Source organism: Ochrobactrum sp. P6BSIII, assembly GCF_014138065.1.
In the GTDB taxonomy this organism is placed as follows: Bacteria; Pseudomonadota; Alphaproteobacteria; order Rhizobiales; family Rhizobiaceae; genus Brucella.
Genome location: NZ_JACGXB010000008.1, coordinates 84,161 through 105,831, shown reverse-complemented (window position 1 = coordinate 105,831; position 21,671 = coordinate 84,161). Strand labels below are relative to the sequence as shown.

Sequence of the window (21,671 nt, the reverse complement as noted above, 5' to 3'; positions counted from 1 at the left end):
CTACAATCTATGCTTGGGGAGGAAACTTGAATGCAATTGATCGTTTGGGGAGTACTTGCCCTTAAACGCTGAAATAAACGGCGCCGGTGTTGGGAAGCGCTCTGGCTACACAACTATGGGTGGGGCATTTTGAAAAGAGGATTCTGATAAAAATTGTGTGTTCGTGTAAAACACGCGCGCACTGTGGAAAACATAACGAAAAAAGCCGCGCCAGTTTGAAACACCGGGCGCGGCTTTTTTCATTTCATACGGACCGCAGCCGATGCAAACAGCGGCGGGGACGGCTTGTTTCGATCAGCCGCGCTTGGCGTCGATCGACAGCGAACCTGCGCCATGCAGAGCAAGCAGGAAGAGGCCGCCAGCGATTGCCAGATTCTTCTGTGCCATCAGGGCGTTCATGCCTTCAGCGAAGTTCATGTGTGCAACGAGCGTTGCACCGATGGTGAACAGGCCGACGATTGCTGCCGCGATACGGGTCTGGAAACCGACCAGAATGGCGATGCCGCCAACAAACTCAACGAGACCGACAACCACAGCCGTAACCATCGGAAGCGGAAGGCCGAGGCCCGCAAAATAGCCAGCCGTGCCGGAAAGAGCCGTCAGCTTGCCGAACCCGGCAATGATGAAGAGGATCGAAAGGAACACGCGGGCGATGAGCGTTACAGCGCCGTTGGACTGTGGGGTAATCGAAGACATGAGGGAGTTATCTCCTGTTGAACTGAGCCATCAATTATCGACTAATGACTGTCAAGAAAAGCCGTATAATTCTCGACAGTTTGTTCACTGCATATAGACGATCATGCACGCCTGATTACTCAGGCGCGATCATGCGCTCCGCCCGGACGAGCCGGTCGTAGTCTTCAGCACTCACCAGCCCACTCGCCAACGCTTCTTCGCGCAGGGTTGTGCCGTTCTTATGCGCGGTCTTGGCGATCTTTGCTGCACCGTCGTAGCCGATTGCAGGTGCCAGCGCGGTCACCAGCATCAGCGAACGATCCAGAAGTTCCTTGATGCGGGTTTCATTGGCTTCAATTCCGTCCACGCAGTGATCGGCGAAGGAAACCATGGCATCGCTGAGCAGGCGGATCGATTGCAGGACATTGTAAGCGATGACCGGCTTGAACACGTTCAGCTCGAAATGGCCTTGGCTGGCGGCGACCGTCACTGTGGTCTGGTTACCGAAGACCTGCGTTGCCACCATGGTCATGGCTTCCGCCTGCGTCGGATTCACCTTGCCCGGCATGATCGACGAGCCAGGCTCATTTTCTGGCAGGGACAGTTCACCGAGGCCCGAACGCGGGCCGGAACCGAGGAAGCGGATATCGTTGGCGATCTTGAACAGATCAGCCGCCAGCGCGTTCAGGCTGCCATGGAAGTTGAGAATTGCGCCATGGCTGGCCAGCGCTTCGAACTTGTTCGGCGCTGTCTTGAACGACAGGCCGGTGATTTCGCTGACCGCATCAGCAAAGCCGCTGTCGAAACCGATCGGGGCATTGAGGCCAGTGCCCACTGCCGTGCCGCCCTGCGCGAGCAGGAAAACATCGGCGAGGGACTGCTCGATGCGATGACGCGCATATTCAAGCGCTGCACGATAACCGGAAAATTCCTGACCGAGCGTGACCGGCGTCGCATCCTGCGTATGGGTGCGGCCGATCTTGATGATGTCCTTGAAGGCTTCTTCCTTGACCTTGAGCGCCTTGGTCAGATGCTCCAGTGCCGGGTAAAGGCGATTGACTGCTTCAACCGCCGTGGCGATGTGGATCGCCGTCGGGAAGCTGTCATTGGATGACTGGCTCATATTGACGTGGTCGTTCGGATGAACCGGCTTTTTCGAACCCTTCTCACCGCCAAGCAGTTCGATGGCGCGATTGGAGATCACTTCATTGGCGTTCATGTTCGACTGTGTGCCGGAACCCGTCTGCCAGACGACGAGCGGAAAATGATCGTCAAGCTTGCCTTCGATCACTTCGGAAGCCGCAACGGCTACGACCTGACCCAGAACCGGGTCGAGCTTGCCAAGTGCTATATTGGTTTCGGCTGCGGCGCGCTTGACGACGCCCAGCGCGTGAACGAGCGGGAGAGGCATGCGCTCGCCGCCGATCTTGAAATTCTGCAAGGAGCGCTGTGTCTGTGCGCCCCAATAGCGGTCGGCGGGAACATCAATCGGTCCGAAAGTATCTGTTTCGGTACGCGTGGCGGTCATTTCATGTCTCCGGCTAGCTTTCGGCCCGTATCGGGCTCTGACGCAATGAATATAGCACTACCAACGAATTGGTAGCTCCGTCTTTTCCTTACGGAGCTATTTGACAAAATATGATTAGGAAATTCAACTTTATTTGAGCGTGAATTTCTGCGCCGGTCAGTTGTCTTCGTTTTCGTCGTCACCGCCTTCGGTTTCGGAGATCCACGCGGTCGGCTCGATCTTGCGCTGGGTCTTGCTGTCGGTGAATGTCCACCAGCCGGTATCGGTTTCATCCCACTGTCCGCCGCCAGCGTTCAATTGGGCGAGCGAACGATATTGCGCAATCGATTCATTGCGCTGATCGTCTTCGTCAGTCCACACGACGGTAATCTTGCGACCATCCTTGGGGGCAGTATCGATTGGCAGTTCCTTGCGCATATGATTTTCCGTCCTCTCTCACATTGCGATAACGATAGGGCAAAATCGGCGGGAGGCAAGCTGAAGCAGTCGAGCGAAAGCTTGAGCTGAATTTCGTTCGAAAATCTACGGGCCAGAAATTTGTGAAAATACGCCTTAAAGTGGAAAGGCAGGCCGAAGCCTGCCTTTCCTGTTGCCTGAGACAGGACTTCCGGGGTGCGGGGGCAAACTGGAAGTCCATCTCATGTCAACCGGGATTGACCATGATTGGTTGCCTCAAGTCAATGAGAACTTTCTAAAATAGAATTTTAACATCGGCAAAGGGGTTAAACGGTAAATTTTTTATAAATCACAGATAGTTACGTAACGTAATGAGAAAAGTGCCGATTAACCACTCTCCTTCATATGCGCGGGCTCATTATTGGTCTGTGGGTTTGGCTTAGTATTCGCCAATCAAGGATGGCTTTTGGGTCTTTAGACATAAAAAAACCTCCGGCCGAAGCCGGAGGTTCTCTTTAAAGTAGTGCTTTATGGACTTCTTAGAAGTCCATGCCGCCCATGCCGCCCATGCCGCCAGGCATACCAGCCGGAGCTGCATCCTTCTTCGGCAGTTCAGCAATCATGGCTTCCGTGGTGATCAGCAGGCCAGCAACCGAAGCTGCGTTCTGCAGAGCCGTACGGACAACCTTGACCGGATCAACGATGCCGAGAGCGATCAGATCGCCATATTCGCCGTTGGCAGTGTTGTAGCCAAAGGTGTCAGCGCCGTTTTCGAGGATCTTGCCAACGATAACCGAAGCTTCTTCACCAGCGTTGGTCGTGATCTGACGGGCCGGAGCCTGGATCGCACGACGAACGATGTTGATGCCAGCTTCCTGGTCAGCATTGATGCCCTTGGCCTTGATCTGAACCGAAGCGCGGAGCAGAGCGGTACCGCCGCCAGCAACGATGCCTTCTTCAACCGCAGCGCGGGTTGCGTTCAGGGCGTCGTCAACGCGGTCCTTCTTTTCCTTGACTTCAACTTCCGTTGCACCGCCAACGCGGATCACGGCAACGCCGCCAGCGAGCTTGGCAAGGCGTTCCTGAAGCTTTTCACGGTCGTAGTCCGAAGAGGTTTCTTCGATCTGCTGCTTGATCTGGCCAACGCGAGCGTCGATTTCGGCCTTCTGGCCTGCACCGTCGACGATCGTGGTGTTTTCCTTGGAGATCGACACCTTCTTGGCGCGGCCGAGCATGTCGAGCGTAACGCTTTCGAGCTTGATGCCGAGATCTTCGGAGATAACCTGACCACCGGTGAGGATCGCGATGTCTTCGAGCATGGCCTTGCGGCGATCGCCGAAGCCAGGAGCCTTGACAGCAGCAATCTTCAGGCCGCCACGCAGCTTGTTGACGACGAGGGTAGCAAGAGCTTCGCCTTCAACGTCTTCAGCAATGATGAGGAGCGGCTTGGAGGTCTGAACGACAGCTTCGAGAACCGGCAGAAGAGCCTGGAGGTTCGAGAGCTTCTTTTCGTGCAGAAGGATGTAAGCGTCTTCGAGGTCAGCAACCATCTTTTCAGGGTTGGTGACGAAGTACGGCGACAGGTAGCCGCGGTCGAACTGCATGCCTTCAACGACTTCGAGTTCGGTTTCGGCGGTCTTGGCTTCTTCAACCGTGATGACGCCTTCGTTGCCGACTTTCTGCATCGCTTCAGCGATCATCTTGCCGATTTCGGCTTCGCCGTTAGCGGAGATCGTGCCAACCTGAGCAACTTCTTCCGAGGTGTTGATCTTCTTGGCCTTGCCGAGAAGGTTTGCAACTACTTCCGAAACTGCGAGGTCGATACCGCGCTTCAGGTCCATCGGGTTCATGCCAGCGGCAACAGCCTTGGCGCCTTCCTGAACGATAGCCTGACCGAGAACGGTCGCGGTGGTGGTGCCGTCACCGGCAGTGTCGTTGGTCTTGGAAGCCACTTCGCGCAGCATCTGTGCGCCCATGTTTTCGAACTTGTCTTCCAGTTCGACTTCCTTGGCAACCGAAACGCCGTCCTTGGTGATGCGCGGAGCGCCGAAGGACTTGTCGATTACAACGTTGCGGCCTTTCGGGCCGAGCGTGACCTTTACAGCGTCAGCGAGGATATCGACGCCGCGCAGCATCTTTTCGCGCGCAGTGCGACCGAATTTTACGTCTTTTGCAGCCATTTTACTCTCCTGGGAATATCCCGGTCAGGTATGGTGAATTGGTTTTGAGGTAGGAGCGAAACCGCTCCGGGCTAAATGAAATTAGCCGACGATACCCAGCCGGAGGCGTTAGCCGACAATACCGAGAATGTCGGATTCCTTCATGATCAGCAGGTCTTCGCCGTTGATCTTGACTTCCGTGCCGGACCACTTGCCGAACAGAACCTTGTCGCCAGCCTTGACGTCCAGAGGAACCAGCTTGCCAGCTTCGTCACGAGCGCCGGCGCCAGCAGCGACAACTTCGCCTTCCTGCGGCTTTTCCTTAGCGGAGTCTGGGATAATGATCCCGCCAGCGGTCTTTGCTTCCGATTCAACGCGACGAACGACGACGCGGTCATGAAGCGGGCGGAACTTGATATCAGCCATGGTATAACCCTTGGTGTTATAGACGTTGAACCCTGTTATGCGGATCAAACCGATCCGCGCTGTTAGCACTCTCTCTTCCAGAGTGCTAACGTGCCTCTGAGATAGAGGCCTGATCTTTTAATGTCAAGATTGCCTGAAAAATTTGACAGGCGAATGATGGTTAATTTGCACCGTTCGCGAAGGGATCAGGTGGTCCGATATGCGGAGGGCCAGGTGGCCCGCTCCGCATATGGTGGCTTGGTTTGCAGGATCAACCCGAGATACGCAGGTTTGACAGCTCATCGCCAATTTGGCGGAACGTTTCCGACAGATTGCCACCGGTGGTGTTCCAGAACAGCTTGGCAGGCTTGCCGCCGTCGAGACGGACGCGAGAGTCAGACGAGCAGGTTTTCAGTAGCTCGATCTGGGCTTTCTCGTCCGTCTTGCTGGTGTTCAGGTCCACCGCAACGGTCATAACGATGATATTGGCATCTTTCGCATTGTTGCAAACCTTGTTGAAGCGGGCATTCATCGCCTTGGTATAGACGCTGTTGTCCTGCGAGACAGACACGCCGCTTTCCTGAAACAGACGGGTCTGGCTGTAGCCCTTCGTGGTGCGGCTCGTATAACCATGCGCCGAATAGTAGGACAGGTTGCTGGCCTTATCCCTGTTCGATCCAGCAAGCGAATTGTACGTGTAATAGGTATTGGCACCGTCGGTGAGCACAATGACGACCTTGTCGTTGCCGCGGTCGGTCGATGGGCGGCCTTCCGTAAACGGCGCGCCCTGTACAAGTGTGCGCCATCCCCACGCCATGCCTTCGGGCACATTCGTACCGCCATTTGGCTGCATGGCCTTGATCGCCGTCTTGATCGTCGTCTTACCTGCATCGGTGGAGATGTCGGTCAGTCGCGTGATGGCCGTGGTCGTGCAACTATAGTTTGGCCCACCACCAGAAGACTGCTTTGACAGCACATTGTTCAGATAATATTTCTTGAGGTCATTCTGGCGGGCCAGGCCCGTCAAGCTGGTGTCGTCTGTCCACCAGCTGTTCAGCGTGAGGTTGGTCGGGTTTCCGTTCTTGTCGGCATCGTAATATTCCGCCGGGCCAAACATTGGCACGAACAGGGTTTCCGGCTTGCCGACGGATGGGGGGGTCACGTCCAGCGCCAGGGTGCCCGGGCGCGCCTCAACGCATCCTGCCCACGGAATCCACGAGGCGGTAGAACGCTTTGCGAGATCGGCATAGAGAACAGCGCGGGAGAAAGCCTTGTTATTGTCTGTGCCCCAGCCTGTACCGGACTTAAAGTAAAGGCCGCTGCCTGTCGGGTTTTCGACAATACTGCGCGTGCTGTCGATCTTAACCGGAAGCGTGAAGTTCTCGAGATTGACTGGCGAGGTTCCGCTTGGGTCCATCCATGTTTCTTTGAGATAGCTGGGTCCGATGTTGACGGAGCCCGCGAAAGGCACCAGCGAGAACTGCACTGGCTTTTCAACGCGCGTAATCAGCGCCGATTGTGCAGCCATGGTGTCGACAAGCTGTGTTGCTGCGTCTTTCAGCAGTTGCAGACGCTGCGTGTTCGAGCCGGCGCCATTGTCATTCATGGAACCTGAGTTATCGAGCACAAGCGCGACTTCGACGGTGTTTTTGAGCCGCACGAAGGAACTCATCGCATATTGCTTGTTGTCCCACTCGTCTGCGGAATTGGTCAGTTGCGCTGCTATGGAGCCGAACAGAGACGTATATTGGAAGTTGGCCGTGGCTTCGATCTGCTGGTTATCGTTCGATGTTTGCGGAAACTTGATGGCAAATGCGACGCGGTCTGCGGAAAGTGCGGTCAGGTTCACATTGAAGACCTTGCTGCCATAGTCTTGCATGTCGGCTTCGCTTGCGCCGGTCGAAAAGCGTTTGCCGACCGCCAGCGCTGCAGCATCGAGGGCGGCCTGCACATTGTTGCGGGTGCGCATGAGATTGGTGGCGTCCATGGCGACCATGCCAGCAAGCAACAGCGGCACCAGCAATATCGCCGTCATCATGGCGAAATTGCCGCGTTCATCGCTGTGGAATCGGTTTGTTCTTTCGGAAAGGCTTCCGAAATTGGCCTTGCGCGCAACGCCTGTCATGCAGGCGACGAAAAGCCGCCTTGCTGGTCCGCTCCAATTATTCAAATCCACGCCCGCCCGAAAGGTTGTGTTGTTTTTGGTTAAACTGAAAGGTTGTGCGCTGTTCCTAGCAGCATCTTTCTAACAGTCGGTCACGAAGTGCGGTAAATGATCGGTGAATCTGCTCGATGGCTTATTGAGTCATCTCTTATGGGGTATTTGGACGCGGTGCTTTCTCGGCTTATTGGCGGTAAAGCTCGTGACAGTTTTGATAGGCTGCGTTAGATGGAGCGCATGCGGCTTGCATATGCGGGCGGCGTTCCAGCTCGAAAATGGAATATCAAGAGGAAGACTATGAAGCAGCTTGCAAGCCTCGACGACCTGACCGGCCAGTATGACGTGTTCTTCTGCGACGTCTGGGGCGTGGTGCATAATGGCGTCGCCGCACATCCGGCTGCTGTCGCTGCCTTGAAGCGCGCCCGCGCCAAGGGCGTCACGGTCATTCTCGTTACCAATTCTCCGCGCCCGCATCCGGGTGTCGAAGCGCAGTTGGAAACGCTGGGCGTACCGGCGGATACCTATGACCGCATCGTCACCTCCGGCGACGTGACCCGCGATCTGATCGTTGAAGGTCCGCGCAAGGTTCTGCATATCGGTCGCGAAAACGAATTGTCGATCTATGACGGGCTGGGTGTGGAGCTGGTGGAAGAATTCGAGGCCGATGGCGTCGTCTGCACCGGCCTTGCCGATGACGATGTGGAAACGCCCGCCGATTACGCCGACCTGCTTCAGCGTCTGCGTTCGCGCAATCTGCCTTTCATCTGTGCCAATCCCGACATCATGGTCGAGCGCGGTCCACGTCTTGTCTGGTGTGCGGGCGCTCTTGCGCGTGATTACAGCCAGTTGGGCGGTCGCACGCTGATCGCCGGAAAGCCGCATCGCCCGATTTATGAGGCCGCGCTGCATGCCGCCGAGGAAGTTCGCGGCGGCCCTGTCGACAAGAGCCGCATTCTCGGCATTGGTGATGGCGTGCTGACCGATGTGAAGGGCGCTGCCGGTTTCGGTCTCGATGTGCTCTACATTTCTGGCGGCGTGCATGCTGCCGATTATGCGGATAACGGAACCGTCGATCTTGCAAAGATGGAAGCGTTTCTGGAGAAGCACGGGCATCGTCCGGTGGCGGAGCTTTACGCACTCGTCTGATAATTTCGTACAATGCGGGAATGATCGAACAAGCCCGGACTGAAGCAAGTCAAGACTCAGGCACACCATGACGAATTCTGATTTCCAACGCCTTTCGGGAACCGACGCCTTGCCGGAGCGTCTGCGCAATTGCGTGGTGGCCATCGGCAATTTTGATGGTGTTCATCGCGGACATCAGGCCGTGCTTGAGCGGGCGCTGGAAATCGCGGCCAAGGAAAACCTGCCTGCAGTCGTGCTGACATTCGAGCCGCATCCGCGCAGTTTCTTCAAGCCGGACGAGCCGATCGACCGGCTTACCGACGCGCGTGAAAAGGCATCGATCCTGCGGCACATGGGCTTTCACGCGGTTGTCGAGCAGCCTTTTACTGCCGAATTCTCCAGCCGGTCGGCGGAAGACTTCGTGCAGCATATTCTGGTCGAAAAGCTTCATGCCAGCCGCGTCGTGACCGGCTACGACTTTCACTTCGGCAAGGGTCGACGCGGCACGCCGGAATTTCTCCTGCAGGCAGGCGAGGGCGCTGGTTTCCACGTGACGCTGGTGGATGCTTTCACCGATGAAGGCAATAATCTCGTTTCGTCCACACGCGTTCGCAATCTGTTGTGCGATGGCGATGTTGCCGGAGCGGCAGGACTGCTTGGCTATCGCTATGCCGTCTGCGGCGAGGTCATTCACGGCAAGAAGCTAGGGCGCACGCTCGGCTTCCCCACCGCCAATATGAAGGTCAGCGCCCAGACCAGCCTGAAACACGGCATTTATGCCGTTCGTTTCCGCAGGCAGGATGGCAGCCTGCATGACGGTGTTGCCAGTTTTGGCCGCCGCCCGACGGTGGATAGCGATGGCTCGCCGCTTCTCGAAACCTTCCTGTTCGATTTTTCCGGCGATCTTTACGGCGAAGTTGCCTGTGTTTCGTTCTTCGGCTTTCTGCGCGGCGAAGTGAAATTCGACGGGCTGGACCCGCTGATCGAGCAGATGAAGCGCGACGAGGAAGAAGCCCGCGCCTTGCTGGCCGGTGCTCGCCCATTGTCGGAGCTTGACCGTCTTCTTTCCTTTGAGTGAAGTGTAGCGGATTATTTTTCTACCTAAGATTTAAGTCAAATTTTACGTATTTCCGACAGAGAGTGTTAAACACCTTGCGAAGTTTCGAGGTGCTGTTTGTCGGAGATCTTGTTTTGCGTATTCTCTCACTGGCCCTCGTTGCAGGCACTCTCATTCCCGTCACCGGTTCCATTGCTTATGCCGCCGATGTGCAGCAGACAGATATCTATGCGGCGGAAACGGTTCAGCCGGCCCGCAAGCATTTCTGGTCTGGCGACTGGTATCTCAAGGTCGGCGCTGCCGGGCTGGTCGCGCCCAAGTTCGAAGGCTCGAACAAATATCGCTTTTCTGCGCAGCCGCTGATCTCGCTTGGCCGTCAGGGCGAAGCGACGCGGTTTTCCTCGCGCAACGACAATGTTTCCTTCGCGCTGATCGACAACAACCGCTTCCGCGCCGGTCTGGCAGGCAAGCTGCTGTTCGAACGCGACGATGATATTCACGGCCTGAAAGACACCAAGTTCGGCGGTGAAGTGGGTGGCTTTGCCGAGGTCTATCCAACCGACTGGCTGCGTGTACGCGGCGAAGTACGTCAGGGTATCCGCGCGCATAAGGGCGTTGTTGCCGATATTTCCGCCGACGCATTTTATGATGTGACGCCGGTTATCCGTGTTTCGGCGGGTCCGCGTGCGACTTTCGCGTCGAAGGATTACTTCAAGACCTATTACGGCGTCGATGCGCAGGAATCGGCAGCGTCCGGCCTGTCGGAGTACAATCCGGGTGGCGGTTTCAAATCGGCCGGTTTCGGCGGCGCTATCAACTGGAAGGCGACCGACAAGATCGATACCAGCCTGTTCGGCGAATATACCCGCCTGCAAGGCCCGGCCAAGGATTCGAGCATCGTCAAGGAGCGCGGCTCACGCGACCAGTTCATGGTTGGCGTGTCTGCAACCTATCGTTTCGACTTCTCACTTGATTAATGTGGTTCTGCGGCTTGACCACGTGTCAGACCGCATGAAGCGGACGCTACTGTGAAGATTTTCAGGGGCAGGGATGCAGTTTTATTGCGTCTTTGTTCCCCTGGCCTCTTTATTCCTGCAAAGCTCATTGCTAAAAGCGTGCCCATGATGACGGATTTTCGGCTTATCATGACGGCCATACGAATTATTGGCCCGGCCTCCCGCTTTGCCTGAATGGCTGTTTTGCCAGGCAATATCTGGCGCGGAGGTCCGGGAACGACCGGCTGTGCTCTTACAGTCCCCCTGTTATCGTTGATCCACATGCCCGCCATTTCTGGCCGAGGCTTCACAGGCGAATACCGATCATGACTGAGACGACCAAGATCGATTACTCTAAAACCCTCAATCTGCCGCAGACAGAATTTCCGATGCGTGCGGGCTTGCCGCAGCGCGAACCGCTGTTTGTCGAGCGCTGGGAGGGGATGAACCTTTACAAGAAGCTGCGCGAGCAGGCGAAAGACCGCCCGCTTTATGTGCTGCACGATGGCCCGCCCTACGCCAACGGCAATATCCATATCGGCCATGCGCTGAACAAGATCCTCAAGGACGTCATCACCCGCTCGTTCCAGATGCGCGGCTATAACTCGAACTACGTTCCGGGCTGGGATTGCCACGGCCTGCCGATCGAATGGAAGATCGAGGAAAAATATCGCGCCGAAGGCAAGAACAAGGACGAAGTGCCGATCAACGAATTCCGCAAGGAATGCCGTGAATTTGCCGCCAACTGGATCAGGGTCCAGACGGATGAGTTCAAGCGCCTTGCGATCCTCGGCGATTTCGAAAACCCCTATACGACGATGAACTTCCACGCTGAATCGCGTATCGCTGGCGAGCTTCTCAAGTTCGCGGCTTCCGGTCAGCTTTATCGCGGCTCCAAGCCGGTGATGTGGTCGGTTGTCGAGCGCACGGCGCTTGCCGAGGCGGAAGTCGAATATCACGACGTCGAGTCGGATATGATCTGGGTCAAGTTCCCGGTCGCCCCAAGAGATCATGGTATTGATGCATTCACGCAAGTGGATGATCCCGAGTATCTTGAGGCAGTTCTTGAATATGAAAACGATATTGGCCAAGCACATGTGGTGATCTGGACGACCACCCCCTGGACCATCCCCGGCAACCGCGCCGTGTCCTATTCGTCGCGTATCGAATACGGGCTTTACGAAGTCACGGAAGCCGAGAACGATTTTGGCCCTCGTCCGGGCGAAAAGCTCATCTTCGCCGACAAGCTGGCTGAAGAAAGCTTCGCCAAGGCAAAACTCCAGTTCAAGCGCCTGCGCGGTATTTCGGCTGATGAGCTTGGCAGGATCGTGCTCGACCATCCGTTGAAGGGCTTTGCGGGCGGCTATGAGTTCGCGGTTCCGATGCTCGACGGTGATCATGTGACCGACGATGCGGGTACGGGCTTCGTCCATACCGCGCCAAGCCATGGTCGTGAAGACTTTGAAGCCTGGATGAACAATGTGCGTGAACTGGAAGCACGCGGTATTGATCCGAGCATCCCGTTCCCGGTCGGTGACGACGGCTATTATACCAAGGACGCGCCGGGCTTCGGTCCGGACCGCGAAGGCGGCGCCGCACGCGTGATCGACGATAACGGCAAGAAGGGCGACGCCAACAAGTCGGTGATGGATCAGCTCATCGCCAATGACAAGCTCTTCGCTCGCGGCCGCCTGAAGCACTCCTATCCGCATTCCTGGCGTTCGAAGAAGCAGGTCATCTTCCGCAACACGCCGCAATGGTTCGTCTATATGGACAAGAACCTCGGTGACGGCACCACGCTGCGCTCGCGCGCGCTGAAGGCCATCGACGACACACGCTTCGTCCCGGCTGCCGGTCAGACGCGCCTGCGTTCGATGATCGAAGGTCGCCCGGACTGGGTGCTTTCGCGTCAGCGCGCCTGGGGCGTGCCGATCTGCGTTTTCGTGGATGAGGAAGGCAACATCCTTCAGGACGATGCGGTCAACAAGCGTGTACTCGATGCTTTCGAGGCCGAAGGCGCTGATGCATGGTTTGCCGAAGGCGCGCGCGAGCGTTTCCTCGGCAACCGCGCCAATGAGCCTTGGGTTCAGGTGCGCGACATTCTGGACGTGTGGTTCGATTCCGGATCGACCCACACCTTCACGCTGGAAGACCGCCCGGACATGAAATGGCCGGCAGACGTCTATCTCGAAGGCTCGGACCAGCATCGCGGCTGGTTCCATTCGTCGCTTCTGGAAAGCTGCGGCACGCGCGGTCGTGCGCCATATAATGCCGTCGTGACCCATGGTTTCACCATGGACGAGCACGGCAAGAAAATGTCGAAGTCGCTTGGCAATACGGTAACGCCGCAGGATGTCATCAAGGAATCCGGCGCGGATATCCTGCGTCTGTGGGTCATGACGACCGATTATTGGGAAGATCAGCGCCTCGGCAAGAGCATCATCCAGACCAATATCGACGCTTATCGCAAGCTGCGCAACACCATCCGCTGGATGCTGGGCACGCTGGCGCATGACGAAGGCGAAAACGTTGCTCATGCCGATCTGCCGGAACTTGAGCGCCTGATGCTGCACCGTCTGACGGAGCTGGATGAGGTTGTGCGCACCGGCTATGACACATTCGATTTCAAGCGCATCGCCCGCGCTCTGATCGATTTCATGAATGTCGAGCTTTCGGCCTTCTATTTCGATATCCGCAAGGATGCGCTTTACTGCGACGCGCCGTCGAGCGTTCGCCGCAAGGCTGCGTTGCAGACCGTGCGTGAAATCTTCGACCGCCTGACGACCTGGCTGGCGCCCATGCTGCCTTTCACCATGGAAGAAGCATGGCTTGATCGCTATCCGCAGTCGGTTTCGGTCCATGCCGAGCAGTTCCGCCCGACGCCTGCCGCATGGCGTGATGACGTGCTGGCCGAAAAGTGGCGCAAGGTGCGCGCGGTTCGCCGTGTCGTGACCGGCGCGCTGGAGCTGGAACGTGCAGACAAGCGCATCGGTTCATCGCTGGAAGCAGCGCCGGTGGTCCACATTTCCGACAAGAGCCTGAGCGATTCGCTCGACGGTCTCGATTTTGCGGAAATCTGCATCACCAGCGGCATTGCGTTCAGCGATGCAGCGGCACCGGAAGGCGCTTTCAAGCTTGGTGATGTGAAGGGTGTGGCCGTCGTGCCTGCTCGCGCCGAAGGCGAGAAATGCGCGCGTTCGTGGCGTTATACCACGGATGTGGGTTCCGATCCGGAATTCCCGGAAGTGTCGGCGCGCGATGCCGAAGCACTGCGCGAATTGAAGGCGCTCGGCAAGCTCGAAGCCTGATAACAGAGATCGCAATCCGCTCCGGTTTCATCCGGGGCGGATTGTTTGTTTGTGCGACAGGGGTTGCGGTCTCGCGCGTGAACATGGTGAAATAGCGGTTAATGCCGGATTGCCGCATGGGTTCCTCTCATGTACAAGGCAGTCCTCGAATAAATTCACGATCTGCCTTGGAGTTGCCGGTTTTTTGAGGCAAGGCACGCTGGAGCAAGCCTCGCGAACAAAGAATCGACAGGCGTAAAAGAAGTGGCGCTAATGAAGATTGACGGACGAGTTCTGATACTTATGACGGCTGTAGCGGGTCTTTCGCTGTCAGGCTGCATGTCTTCGCCGACCTATGGAACGGACAAGTCGTCGGGCGCGCAGCTCTTCGACGACGTTTCCAATATGGCGAGCTTCGGTCAGGGCAAGAACAAGAAAGAGCGCATCGACTACAAGCCGCGTCCTGATCTTGTGCGTCCTTCTCCGGGCGATAAGGGCCAGCTGCCTGCGCCGCAGGAAAGCGTTGCAAGTGCTGGCGGTGCGAACTGGCCGGAATCGCCGGAACAGCGCCGCAAGCGTCTGCGCGATGAAATCACCGCCAACCGCGACAATCCGAACTTCGTCTCGCCGGTTGAGGCTGATGGTCCGGTTGCAAGCAACCTGAAGACTGCACTGCCGGGTGGCAACAGCCGTCGCGAAGAATATGATTCCCGTTTGCCAACCGTTGATCCGCAGAAAATGGCGGCCATCAAGGCAGAGCGTGCACAGCAGGCGCAGGGTTCGGCCACGAACCGCAAATATCTGAGCGAGCCGCCGCTGGCCTATCGTGAACCGGCATCCACCGCCGCCACCGGCGAACTGGGGCAGGACGAGGCGCAGAAGGAACGCGAGCGCAAGAAGGCCGCTGGCAAGTCCAAGGGCTGGCGCGATTATCTGCCCTGGAACTAAGTTCCGGAAGTTCTCTATATTAGTTTAAGCAGCCATGGCGGTATAAGCGCTATGGCTGTTTTATTTTGAGTATAGTAATGAAGGTTTTCTGAGCGGGTAGGCAGTACCCTTAGAGAATACATTACATTTTTGTCATCTTGAGCATTATGACTTCTATTTGATTTCGATCAAAGACTTCTTGTCTGTATGCAGCATGATAGGGCATTGGGTTCAAAGGTATAGTTCAATGAGCAGCGCAAACACGATCTGGGACAGCCGCAACGGTTATGGTGTGGTTTCCCGCAGCTTTCACTGGCTGATGGCGTTGCTGTTTTTATGGCAGTTCATGTCGGCTATTCTGCGTGTCTTGGCGCGGGATAGCGCGGTTTTCACGTTTTTCTGGTCTGCGCACCAGCAACTCGGCTTTGCATTGCTGGTTCTGGTTCTGCTGCGCGGCGTCTGGGGCCTTTCCAATATCGGTCGTCGCCCGCATAAGGACGGCCTGATGGGCAAGGCGGCTTTGCTCGGTCATCTGGCCATTTATGCGCTGATGTTTGCCGTTCCGGCGCTGGCGCTGATCCGCGCCTATGGTAGGGGGCGGAGCTTTTCTTTCCTCGGCATGCCGATCTTCGATCCGGCTGGCGTGCAGAACGAAACGCTGAACAGCATTGGCAGCACGCTTCACGGGCCGCTCGGCTGGACTTTGCTGGCGGTCGTCGTTTGCCACGTATTCATGGCGCTCTTCCACCATTTCGCACTGCGTGACGACACCTTGCGTCATATGACGGGGCATAAACCGAGGGGCTAGCGTTTCTCGCGGAAAAAATCCTTGAGGATTTTCTGCGCTTCGCCTTCCGAGAAGCCCGGATAGATCTCTGGCACATGATGACATGTCGGCTGAGTGTAGAAGCGAGGGCCGTGCTCGACGCCGCCACCCTTGGGGTCGGAGGCGCCGTAATAAAGGCGGCGGATGCGCGCAAAAGAGATCGCGGCAGCACACATGGCGCAGGGTTCCAGCGTCACATAGAGATCGCAGTCGATCAGCCGTTCTGAACTCAATGCTTCACCGGCCTGGCGGATGACCAGCACCTCGGCATGGGCGGTCACGTCGTTGAGCTCCCGCGTGCGGTTTCCGGCGCGGGCGATGATCTGCCCTTCATGCACGACGACGGCGCCAATCGGCACTTCGCCGCGCGCACCTGCGGCACGCGCTTCATCCAGCGCGGCATTCATCGGCGTTGCTATGTCGGTAACGGTTGCGGAGTCCGCCTTTTTCATGTGCACTCCATTTCATTGCATGGATCGGGAAATTTCGCTCGCAAGCACTGGAGCGATTTGTTACTGCATAATTCTCGAAATCGAAACCGATTTGCGAACAGATTTATACGGCGTTTTCGTTCCAGACATTCCTTTGCCTGCTTTCGACGGTGCAAGGTGACACGGAAACGCTGCTGAGAGGCCAATACCAGATGACTAAAGACGACGATAACAAGGGCGGCAAGCCGCCTCATGGCCGTAACGGACGCCCCGGTGGCGTCGGCGGCGGGCGCTCAGGTGGCCCCAAAGGTGGTTCGGGACGATTTGATCGTTCTGATCGTCCCGAGCGGTCTGACCGTTCGGACCGCCCGGGTCGCGACAGCCGTCCGCGCCGCGATGATGGCGACCGGGACGATGCACGCCGCGCTGGTCCGCGCCGGGGTGCCCCGCGCGATGTGGAAGTCGAAGAAGATACGAGCGAGCGTATCGCCAAGCGTCTGGCGCGTGTCGGCATCGCTTCGCGCCGCGAAGCGGAAACGATGATCGCCGCCGGGCGTATTGCGGTAAACGGCAAGGTGCTGGATAGCCCTGCGGTCAATGTGAAGCGCACTGACGTCATTACCGTCGACGGCAAGCCGCTGAAGCAGGCCGAGCGTACCCGCCTGTGGCTTTACCACAAGCCTGCTGGTCTCGTGACCACCAATCGCGATCCGGAAGGACGCCCAACCGTGTTCGATGCACTGCCAGCTGAAATGCCGCGTGTGCTGTCGGTTGGTCGTCTCGACATCAATACCGAAGGACTTCTGCTGCTCACCAATGATGGCGGGCTGTCGCGGGTTCTGGAACTGCCGTCCACCGGCTGGCTGCGCCGTTATCGCGTGCGCGCCCATGGCAAGGTTACGCAGCCGCAGCTCGATGAACTGAAGAACGGCATCGCTGTTGATGGCGTGTTCTATGGCAGCATCGAAGCCGAGCTTGAACGCGTTCAGGGCGCGAATGTCTGGATCAATATCGGTCTGCGCGAAGGCAAGAACCGTGAAGTGAAGAACATTCTCGGCGCACTCGGTCTCACCGTCGGTCGCCTGATCCGTGTGTCTTTCGGCCCGTTCCAGCTGGGTGATCTTGAAGAAGGTGCTGTGCGCGAAATCAAGGGTCGCACGCTGCGCGACCAGCTTGGCGACAAGCTGGTTGAGGATTCCGGTGCCGATTTCGACGCGCCGATCTTCAACGAGTTCTCCAATGCCGCCGTGCAGGGTCGCACTCGTCGTGAGATGGAAGAAGCCCAACCGGAGCAGGAAGGCGAAACCCGCCGCGCACCACGTGAGCGCGAATGGATTTCCAGCCGTCCGGAACGTCGTCGCGGACGCGAGGACAAGACGGAGAAGGTTGAACCACGCCGTCGGGGCAACGCCAATGTCTGGATGGCGCCCGGTGCGCGTCCAAAGGGTGAAAAGGCTGCTGCCAAGCCTGCCCGCGTCGAACATCAGGTGCCGCATCGCGGCGCGAAGTTCAGCGGTGATATGCAGGTGCGTCCGCGTCGTTCGGACGATGCAGAGCAGAGTCGCGACGAGGGCGGCGAACGCCGTTACAACAAGCGTTCGGAAGGCCCGCGTTCAAGCGGTCCGCGTGCTGGCGGAAAGCCGGGCGCAGAAGGCCGCTCTTACGGCGCTCGTTCTGAGGGCCCGCGTTTTGAAGGTTCCCGTTCTGAAGGCGGACGGCCGGAAACGCGCGAAAAGCGTGAGGACGGTCACAAGGAACGTCGTCCCGGCAAGCGCGAGCGTGCCGAACTGCGCGATGCCGCTTCCGGTGAGCGCTCGCAGGGTGGTTTTGAGGGTCGCAAGACGTTCAAATCCGACAAGCCATATAAGTCCGACAAGCCGGGCGGTGCACGCGGCGAGGGTCGCTTCGGCGGTTCCGATCGCGATACGCGTTCGGGCGCACGCAGCGGTGCCGGTCCACGCGGTTTCAGCGATGGTCCACGGCGTGGACCTGATGGTGGTAAGCCAGCAGGTAAATCGGGCGGTAAGCCAGGCGGACGTCCGGGTGGCAAGCCGACCGGCGGAAAGCCCACTGGCGGTAAGCCAGGCGGCGGTGGCAGATCGGGAGGCGGCGGTGCGGATCGTCGGCGGTAAGTTTCGCGGTCGCCCGCTTGTAACACCGTCCACCAACGCCATTCGCCCCACCACGGACCGCACGCGCGAGAGCTTGTTCAATGTTCTCGCGCACAGCTTCCCCGACAAGGTGGAAGGTGCGCGTGTGCTTGACCTTTTCGCAGGCACCGGCGCGCTCGGTCTTGAAGCCCTTTCGCGCGGTGCGCGTTATGCGACCTTCGTGGAGGAATCTGCGGAGGGCCGTGGGCTGTTGCGCCAGAATGTCGAGGTGCTTGGCCTGCAAGGTCATACGAAGATTCTCCGTCGTGACGCCTGCCAGCTTGGCATTGTCGGCACGATGGAGCCATTCGATTTGATCTTCGCCGATCCGCCTTATGGACGGCGCATGGGAGAAAAAGCATTTTTGTCGGCGCTTCAGGGCGGCTGGCTTAATCCTGACGCACTTTTGGTGCTTGAAGAGGCAGCTGAAGCTTCGCTTGAGCTTGACGAACAATTTGTTGTGCTTGACGAGCGCAACTATGGCGGCACAATCATTCGGCTCATCCAACTCAAAGCCGATTGAGATGATTTGCAGCGGTGTTTGCCGCCGCGTTCTTTCTGTTCGGCGATAGCATCGCCGATATTGATTTGAAGCATGCCGCCCGGAAAGGCCGGGCGGAAATGAAACCGATTGGAGATGTCGCTTGGTGAATAACACCTCCCTCCGACGCCTATTGTTATCGACCGCTCTTGGTTTCGCGCTGGCTTTGCCGCTCGCAACCGGCTCCGTTGAAGCTCAAAATCAACCAGCCACCCAAACTGATGCCGCTAAGCTGGCCCCTGCGCCGCAAGCGCAAGGCGATCAGGCCGCTTTGCCTGAAATCACCCAGTCCGATGGTGTCAGCAATTTCACCTTGCCCAATGGCCTGAAAGTCGTGGTCATTCCCGATCATCGCGCGCCGGTTGTGACGCAGATGATCTGGTATCACGTCGGCTCGGCTGACGAAGTGGCTGGCGTTTCCGGCATCGCGCATTTCCTTGAACATCTGATGTTCAAGGGCACGAAGAACCATCCGGCAGGTGAGTTTTCGTCCAAGGTCGCATCGATCGGCGGCGAGGAAAACGCTTTCACCTCTTATGACTACACCGCCTATTACCAGCGGGTTTCGCCAGAAGCGCTGGAAATGATCATGGGTTTCGAGTCGGACCGGATGGAAAATCTGGTTCTGAACGAAGAGGCCGTGACGACCGAGCGTGAGGTCATTCTGGAAGAACGGCGCATGCGCGTCGATTCCAACCCGGGTTCGATGTTGAGCGAAAACACCGATGCAGTGCTCTTCTACAACCACCCCTATCGCAAGCCGGTTATCGGTTGGCGTCAGGAAATGGAAAAGCTGAGCCTCAAGAACGCCATCGACTTTTATCAGCAATATTACACCCCGAACAACGCCACGCTGGTCATCGCCGGTGACGTGACGCCGGAACGCGTGCGTGAACTGACGCTCAAGACCTGGGCCAATGTGCCGAAGCGCGCTGAAGTTCTGCCGCGCGACCGCCCGCAGGAACCCGAAAAACACGCGGCCCGCGTGGTGACGCTGCATGATGCGCGCATCAGCACGCCGTCGTTCCGCATGTCCTGGCTGGTTCCGTCCTATGCCAATGAAAAGCGGTTCCCCGATGTGAAGCCGGGTGATGCGCCGGCACTTGATCTGTTGGGTGAAATTCTCGGCGGTTCGTCCCGTTCGCGCCTCTATCAGACGCTGATCGTCAAGAACAACATCGCCGCCAATACGGGGGCGACCTATAGCGGTGACGCGCTCGATGACGGCACGTTCTCCGTCTATGGTGCGCCGCGCGACGGCGCAACGCTTGGCGATGTCGAGAAGGCGGTGGAAGCCGAACTGGCGCGGATCGTCAAGGACGGCGTGACCCAGACCGAGCTGGATCAGGCGCGCAATCGCTTCCTGAAGGCGGTGATTTTTGCCCGTGACAGCCAGGCTGGCATGGCGCGGATTTATGGTTCGACGCTTTCGGTCGGCCAGTCGGTTGAAGATATCCAGAAATGGCCGGATCTCATCAAGTCCGTGACGGTCGATCAGATTCGTGACGTGGCGGAGCGATATCTCGTCAAGGACCAGTCGGTGACCAGTTATCTTCTGCCACCGAATGCCGAGCCGGAAAATGCCCGTGAGAACCCCAACGCGCCCGCAAACGGTGCCAGCGGCAATGGTGCAGAGGGAGCGATCCAGTGAAGACCATGATCATGCTGAACTTCAAACGCGTTTTTGCCTCTCGCGGTCCGCGTTCGCTCGCAAGCGCTCTGGTCGCATCCATGGCGCTTCTCGTAATTTGCGCGCTGCCGGCGCGCGCCATCGAGATACAGGAAGTCGTTTCGCCAAAGGGCATCCGCGCCTGGCTGGTGGAGGACAATTCGGTGCCGCTGGTTTCCATGCGCTTCTCTTTCAAGGGTGGCACGTCGCAGGATCCGGCTGGCAAGGAAGGCCTCGCCAATCTGATGACCGGTCTGTTCGACGAAGGCGCCGGTGATCTCGATTCCGATGCGTTTCAGGAACGGATCGATAATCTGGGCGCGGAAATGAGCTTCACCGCCACGCAGGATGCTGTTGCTGGCGGTGTTCGCATGCTGGCCGAAAACCGCGATGCTGTGACCGATCTGGTGGCGCTAGCGGTGAACAAGCCGCGCTTCGACCAGCCTGCCGTTGATCGCATTCGCAGTCAGGTCGTGGCAAGCATTGAGGCGGCGCAGCGCAATCCCGGCACCATCGCATCGCGCCGTTTTGCCGAAGTGCTTTATGGCAACCATCCCTATGCGCGGCCAGATGAAGGCACGGTCAAATCGCTTCAGGCGATAACCCGTGACGATCTCGTGGCGTTCCATCGCAAGAATTTTGCCCGCGACCGGCTGATCGTCGGCGTGGTCGGTTCCATCAACGCCAAGGATCTTGGCGTGATGCTCGACAAGGTGTTCGGCGATCTGCCCGCAGCGGCGGAACTGGTTCCGGTGCCTGATGTCAAACTGGCTCTCGGCACCACCACCAGCCTTTCCTTCGATATGCCACAGACGTCGATCCGGTTTGTCTATCCGGCAATCCCGCGCAAGGATCCGGACTTCTTTGCCGCTTATCTGATGAACCACATTCTGGGCGGCGGCTTCACCTCGCGGCTTTATGCCGAAGTGCGTGAAAAGCGCGGTCTCGCCTATTCGGTTTCTTCGCAGCTGGTGTTGCACGACCACGTGTCCGCTTTGGCGATCTCAACGGCGACGCGCCCGGAAAAGGCGCAGGACTCGCTCAAGATCATTCGCGAGCAGGTGGCTGCCATGGCGAGTGACGGTCCGACGGAAGCAGAGCTTGCTGCCGCAAAGAGCTTCCTCAAGGGATCTTATGCGGTGAACAATCTCGATTCTTCGGGAGCCATTGCTGAAACGCTGGTCAGCTTGCAGGATGCGGGACTACCGCGTGATTATATCGACAAGCGTTCGGTGCTTATCGATGCCGTGACGCTCGATCAGGTCAAGGCCATTGCCAAGAAGCTGCTCGAAGCCGAACCGGCGATATTGATTTATGGACCCGCTAAGAGTTGAGGAAC

General features: G+C 57.8%; 17 protein-coding genes. 10 read left to right on the top strand and 7 right to left on the bottom strand.

Features of this window, described 5'->3' with window-relative positions:
• Positions 1-294: 294 nt before the first annotated feature.
• The 6 genes from FHW00_RS13155 to FHW00_RS13130 form a co-directional block, all read right to left on the bottom strand.
• Positions 295-696, bottom strand: coding sequence for a DoxX family protein (locus FHW00_RS13155; protein WP_078338959.1), 402 nt, complete (start codon positions 694-696; stop codon positions 295-297).
• 115 nt (positions 697-811) lie between these two features.
• Positions 812-2,203, bottom strand: coding sequence for a class II fumarate hydratase (gene fumC / locus FHW00_RS13150; RefSeq protein ID WP_078338958.1), 1,392 nt, complete (start codon positions 2,201-2,203; stop codon positions 812-814).
• Between the two features lie 156 nt (positions 2,204-2,359).
• Entirely contained in the window at positions 2,360-2,620 is a 261-nt protein-coding gene (locus FHW00_RS13145) for a hypothetical protein (RefSeq protein WP_078338957.1), read from the bottom strand.
• A gap of 518 nt (positions 2,621-3,138) precedes the next feature.
• Entirely contained in the window at positions 3,139-4,779 is a 1,641-nt protein-coding gene (gene groL / locus FHW00_RS13140; protein WP_078338956.1) for a chaperonin GroEL, read from the bottom strand.
• Positions 4,780-4,887: 108 nt separating this feature from the next.
• A complete protein-coding gene (gene groES, locus FHW00_RS13135) occupies positions 4,888-5,184 on the bottom strand; it encodes a co-chaperone GroES (RefSeq protein ID WP_078339070.1) in 297 nt (98 codons plus the stop codon).
• A gap of 250 nt (positions 5,185-5,434) precedes the next feature.
• Positions 5,435-7,339 carry a pilus assembly protein TadG-related protein gene (locus tag FHW00_RS13130; RefSeq protein WP_445557932.1) on the bottom strand — a complete coding sequence of 635 codons (1,905 nt, stop codon included), beginning with the start codon at positions 7,337-7,339 and terminating at the stop codon, positions 5,435-5,437.
• A gap of 282 nt (positions 7,340-7,621) precedes the next feature.
• Between FHW00_RS13130 and FHW00_RS13125 the strand changes: the two genes are divergently transcribed.
• From FHW00_RS13125 to FHW00_RS13100, 6 genes are all read left to right on the top strand, one after another.
• Positions 7,622-8,470, top strand: coding sequence for a TIGR01459 family HAD-type hydrolase (locus FHW00_RS13125; protein WP_078338954.1), 849 nt, complete (start codon positions 7,622-7,624; stop codon positions 8,468-8,470).
• Between the two features lie 67 nt (positions 8,471-8,537).
• Positions 8,538-9,527 carry a bifunctional riboflavin kinase/FAD synthetase gene (locus FHW00_RS13120; RefSeq protein ID WP_078338953.1) on the top strand — a complete coding sequence of 330 codons (990 nt, stop codon included), beginning with the start codon at positions 8,538-8,540 and terminating at the stop codon, positions 9,525-9,527.
• A gap of 203 nt (positions 9,528-9,730) precedes the next feature.
• Positions 9,731-10,483: a MipA/OmpV family protein gene (locus FHW00_RS13115; protein ID WP_235889716.1), complete on the top strand. Its 753-nt coding sequence runs from the start codon at positions 9,731-9,733 to the stop codon at positions 10,481-10,483.
• Between the two features lie 344 nt (positions 10,484-10,827).
• Positions 10,828-13,809: an isoleucine--tRNA ligase gene (gene ileS, locus FHW00_RS13110; protein WP_078338952.1), complete on the top strand. Its 2,982-nt coding sequence runs from the start codon at positions 10,828-10,830 to the stop codon at positions 13,807-13,809.
• A 252-nt stretch (positions 13,810-14,061) separates the two neighbouring features.
• Entirely contained in the window at positions 14,062-14,736 is a 675-nt protein-coding gene (locus tag FHW00_RS13105) for a hypothetical protein (protein ID WP_078338951.1), read from the top strand.
• 226 nt (positions 14,737-14,962) lie between these two features.
• Positions 14,963-15,523: a cytochrome b gene (locus FHW00_RS13100; RefSeq protein ID WP_078338950.1), complete on the top strand. Its 561-nt coding sequence runs from the start codon at positions 14,963-14,965 to the stop codon at positions 15,521-15,523.
• Here the strand turns inward: FHW00_RS13100 and FHW00_RS13095 are convergent.
• Positions 15,520-15,993: a nucleoside deaminase gene (locus FHW00_RS13095; RefSeq protein WP_078338949.1), complete on the bottom strand. Its 474-nt coding sequence runs from the start codon at positions 15,991-15,993 to the stop codon at positions 15,520-15,522. The two genes, FHW00_RS13100 and FHW00_RS13095, sit on opposite strands and share 4 nt — an antisense overlap.
• A gap of 191 nt (positions 15,994-16,184) precedes the next feature.
• Between FHW00_RS13095 and FHW00_RS13090 the strand changes: the two genes are divergently transcribed.
• The 4 genes from FHW00_RS13090 to FHW00_RS13075 all read left to right on the top strand — a co-directional run bounded on the left by FHW00_RS13090 (position 16,185) and on the right by FHW00_RS13075 (position 21,666).
• Positions 16,185-18,104 (top strand): pseudouridine synthase, encoded by a 1,920-nt coding sequence (locus FHW00_RS13090; RefSeq protein WP_078338948.1) that lies wholly within the window; start codon positions 16,185-16,187, stop codon positions 18,102-18,104.
• The gene (rsmD, locus tag FHW00_RS13085; protein WP_078338947.1) at positions 18,085-18,645 is read left to right on the top strand and encodes a 16S rRNA (guanine(966)-N(2))-methyltransferase RsmD; all 561 of its coding nucleotides are present in this window, start codon (positions 18,085-18,087) and stop codon (positions 18,643-18,645) included. The genes FHW00_RS13090 and rsmD overlap by 20 nt, the downstream gene beginning before the upstream one ends.
• A 124-nt stretch (positions 18,646-18,769) precedes the next feature.
• Positions 18,770-20,314: a M16 family metallopeptidase gene (locus FHW00_RS13080; protein WP_078339068.1), complete on the top strand. Its 1,545-nt coding sequence runs from the start codon at positions 18,770-18,772 to the stop codon at positions 20,312-20,314.
• Positions 20,315-20,325: 11 nt separating this feature from the next.
• Positions 20,326-21,666 (top strand): M16 family metallopeptidase, encoded by a 1,341-nt coding sequence (locus FHW00_RS13075; RefSeq protein ID WP_176168321.1) that lies wholly within the window; start codon positions 20,326-20,328, stop codon positions 21,664-21,666.
• Positions 21,667-21,671: the final 5 nt, after the last annotated feature.

Coding starts and splice junctions, on each gene's coding strand:
- FHW00_RS13100 (WP_078338950.1), top strand. CDS start 14,963: ATGAGCAGCGCAAACACGATCTGGGACAGCCGCAACGGTTATGGTGTG.
- ileS (WP_078338952.1), top strand. CDS start 10,828: ATGACTGAGACGACCAAGATCGATTACTCTAAAACCCTCAATCTGCCG.
- FHW00_RS13145 (WP_078338957.1), bottom strand. CDS start 2,620: ATGCGCAAGGAACTGCCAATCGATACTGCCCCCAAGGATGGTCGCAAG.
- fumC (WP_078338958.1), bottom strand. CDS start 2,203: ATGACCGCCACGCGTACCGAAACAGATACTTTCGGACCGATTGATGTT.
- FHW00_RS13095 (WP_078338949.1), bottom strand. CDS start 15,993: ATGAAAAAGGCGGACTCCGCAACCGTTACCGACATAGCAACGCCGATG.
- FHW00_RS13105 (WP_078338951.1), top strand. CDS start 14,062: ATGAAGATTGACGGACGAGTTCTGATACTTATGACGGCTGTAGCGGGT.
- groL (WP_078338956.1), bottom strand. CDS start 4,779: ATGGCTGCAAAAGACGTAAAATTCGGTCGCACTGCGCGCGAAAAGATG.
- groES (WP_078339070.1), bottom strand. CDS start 5,184: ATGGCTGATATCAAGTTCCGCCCGCTTCATGACCGCGTCGTCGTTCGT.
- FHW00_RS13075 (WP_176168321.1), top strand. CDS start 20,326: ATGCTGAACTTCAAACGCGTTTTTGCCTCTCGCGGTCCGCGTTCGCTC.
- FHW00_RS13090 (WP_078338948.1), top strand. CDS start 16,185: ATGACTAAAGACGACGATAACAAGGGCGGCAAGCCGCCTCATGGCCGT.
- FHW00_RS13120 (WP_078338953.1), top strand. CDS start 8,538: ATGACGAATTCTGATTTCCAACGCCTTTCGGGAACCGACGCCTTGCCG.
- FHW00_RS13125 (WP_078338954.1), top strand. CDS start 7,622: ATGAAGCAGCTTGCAAGCCTCGACGACCTGACCGGCCAGTATGACGTG.
- FHW00_RS13155 (WP_078338959.1), bottom strand. CDS start 696: ATGTCTTCGATTACCCCACAGTCCAACGGCGCTGTAACGCTCATCGCC.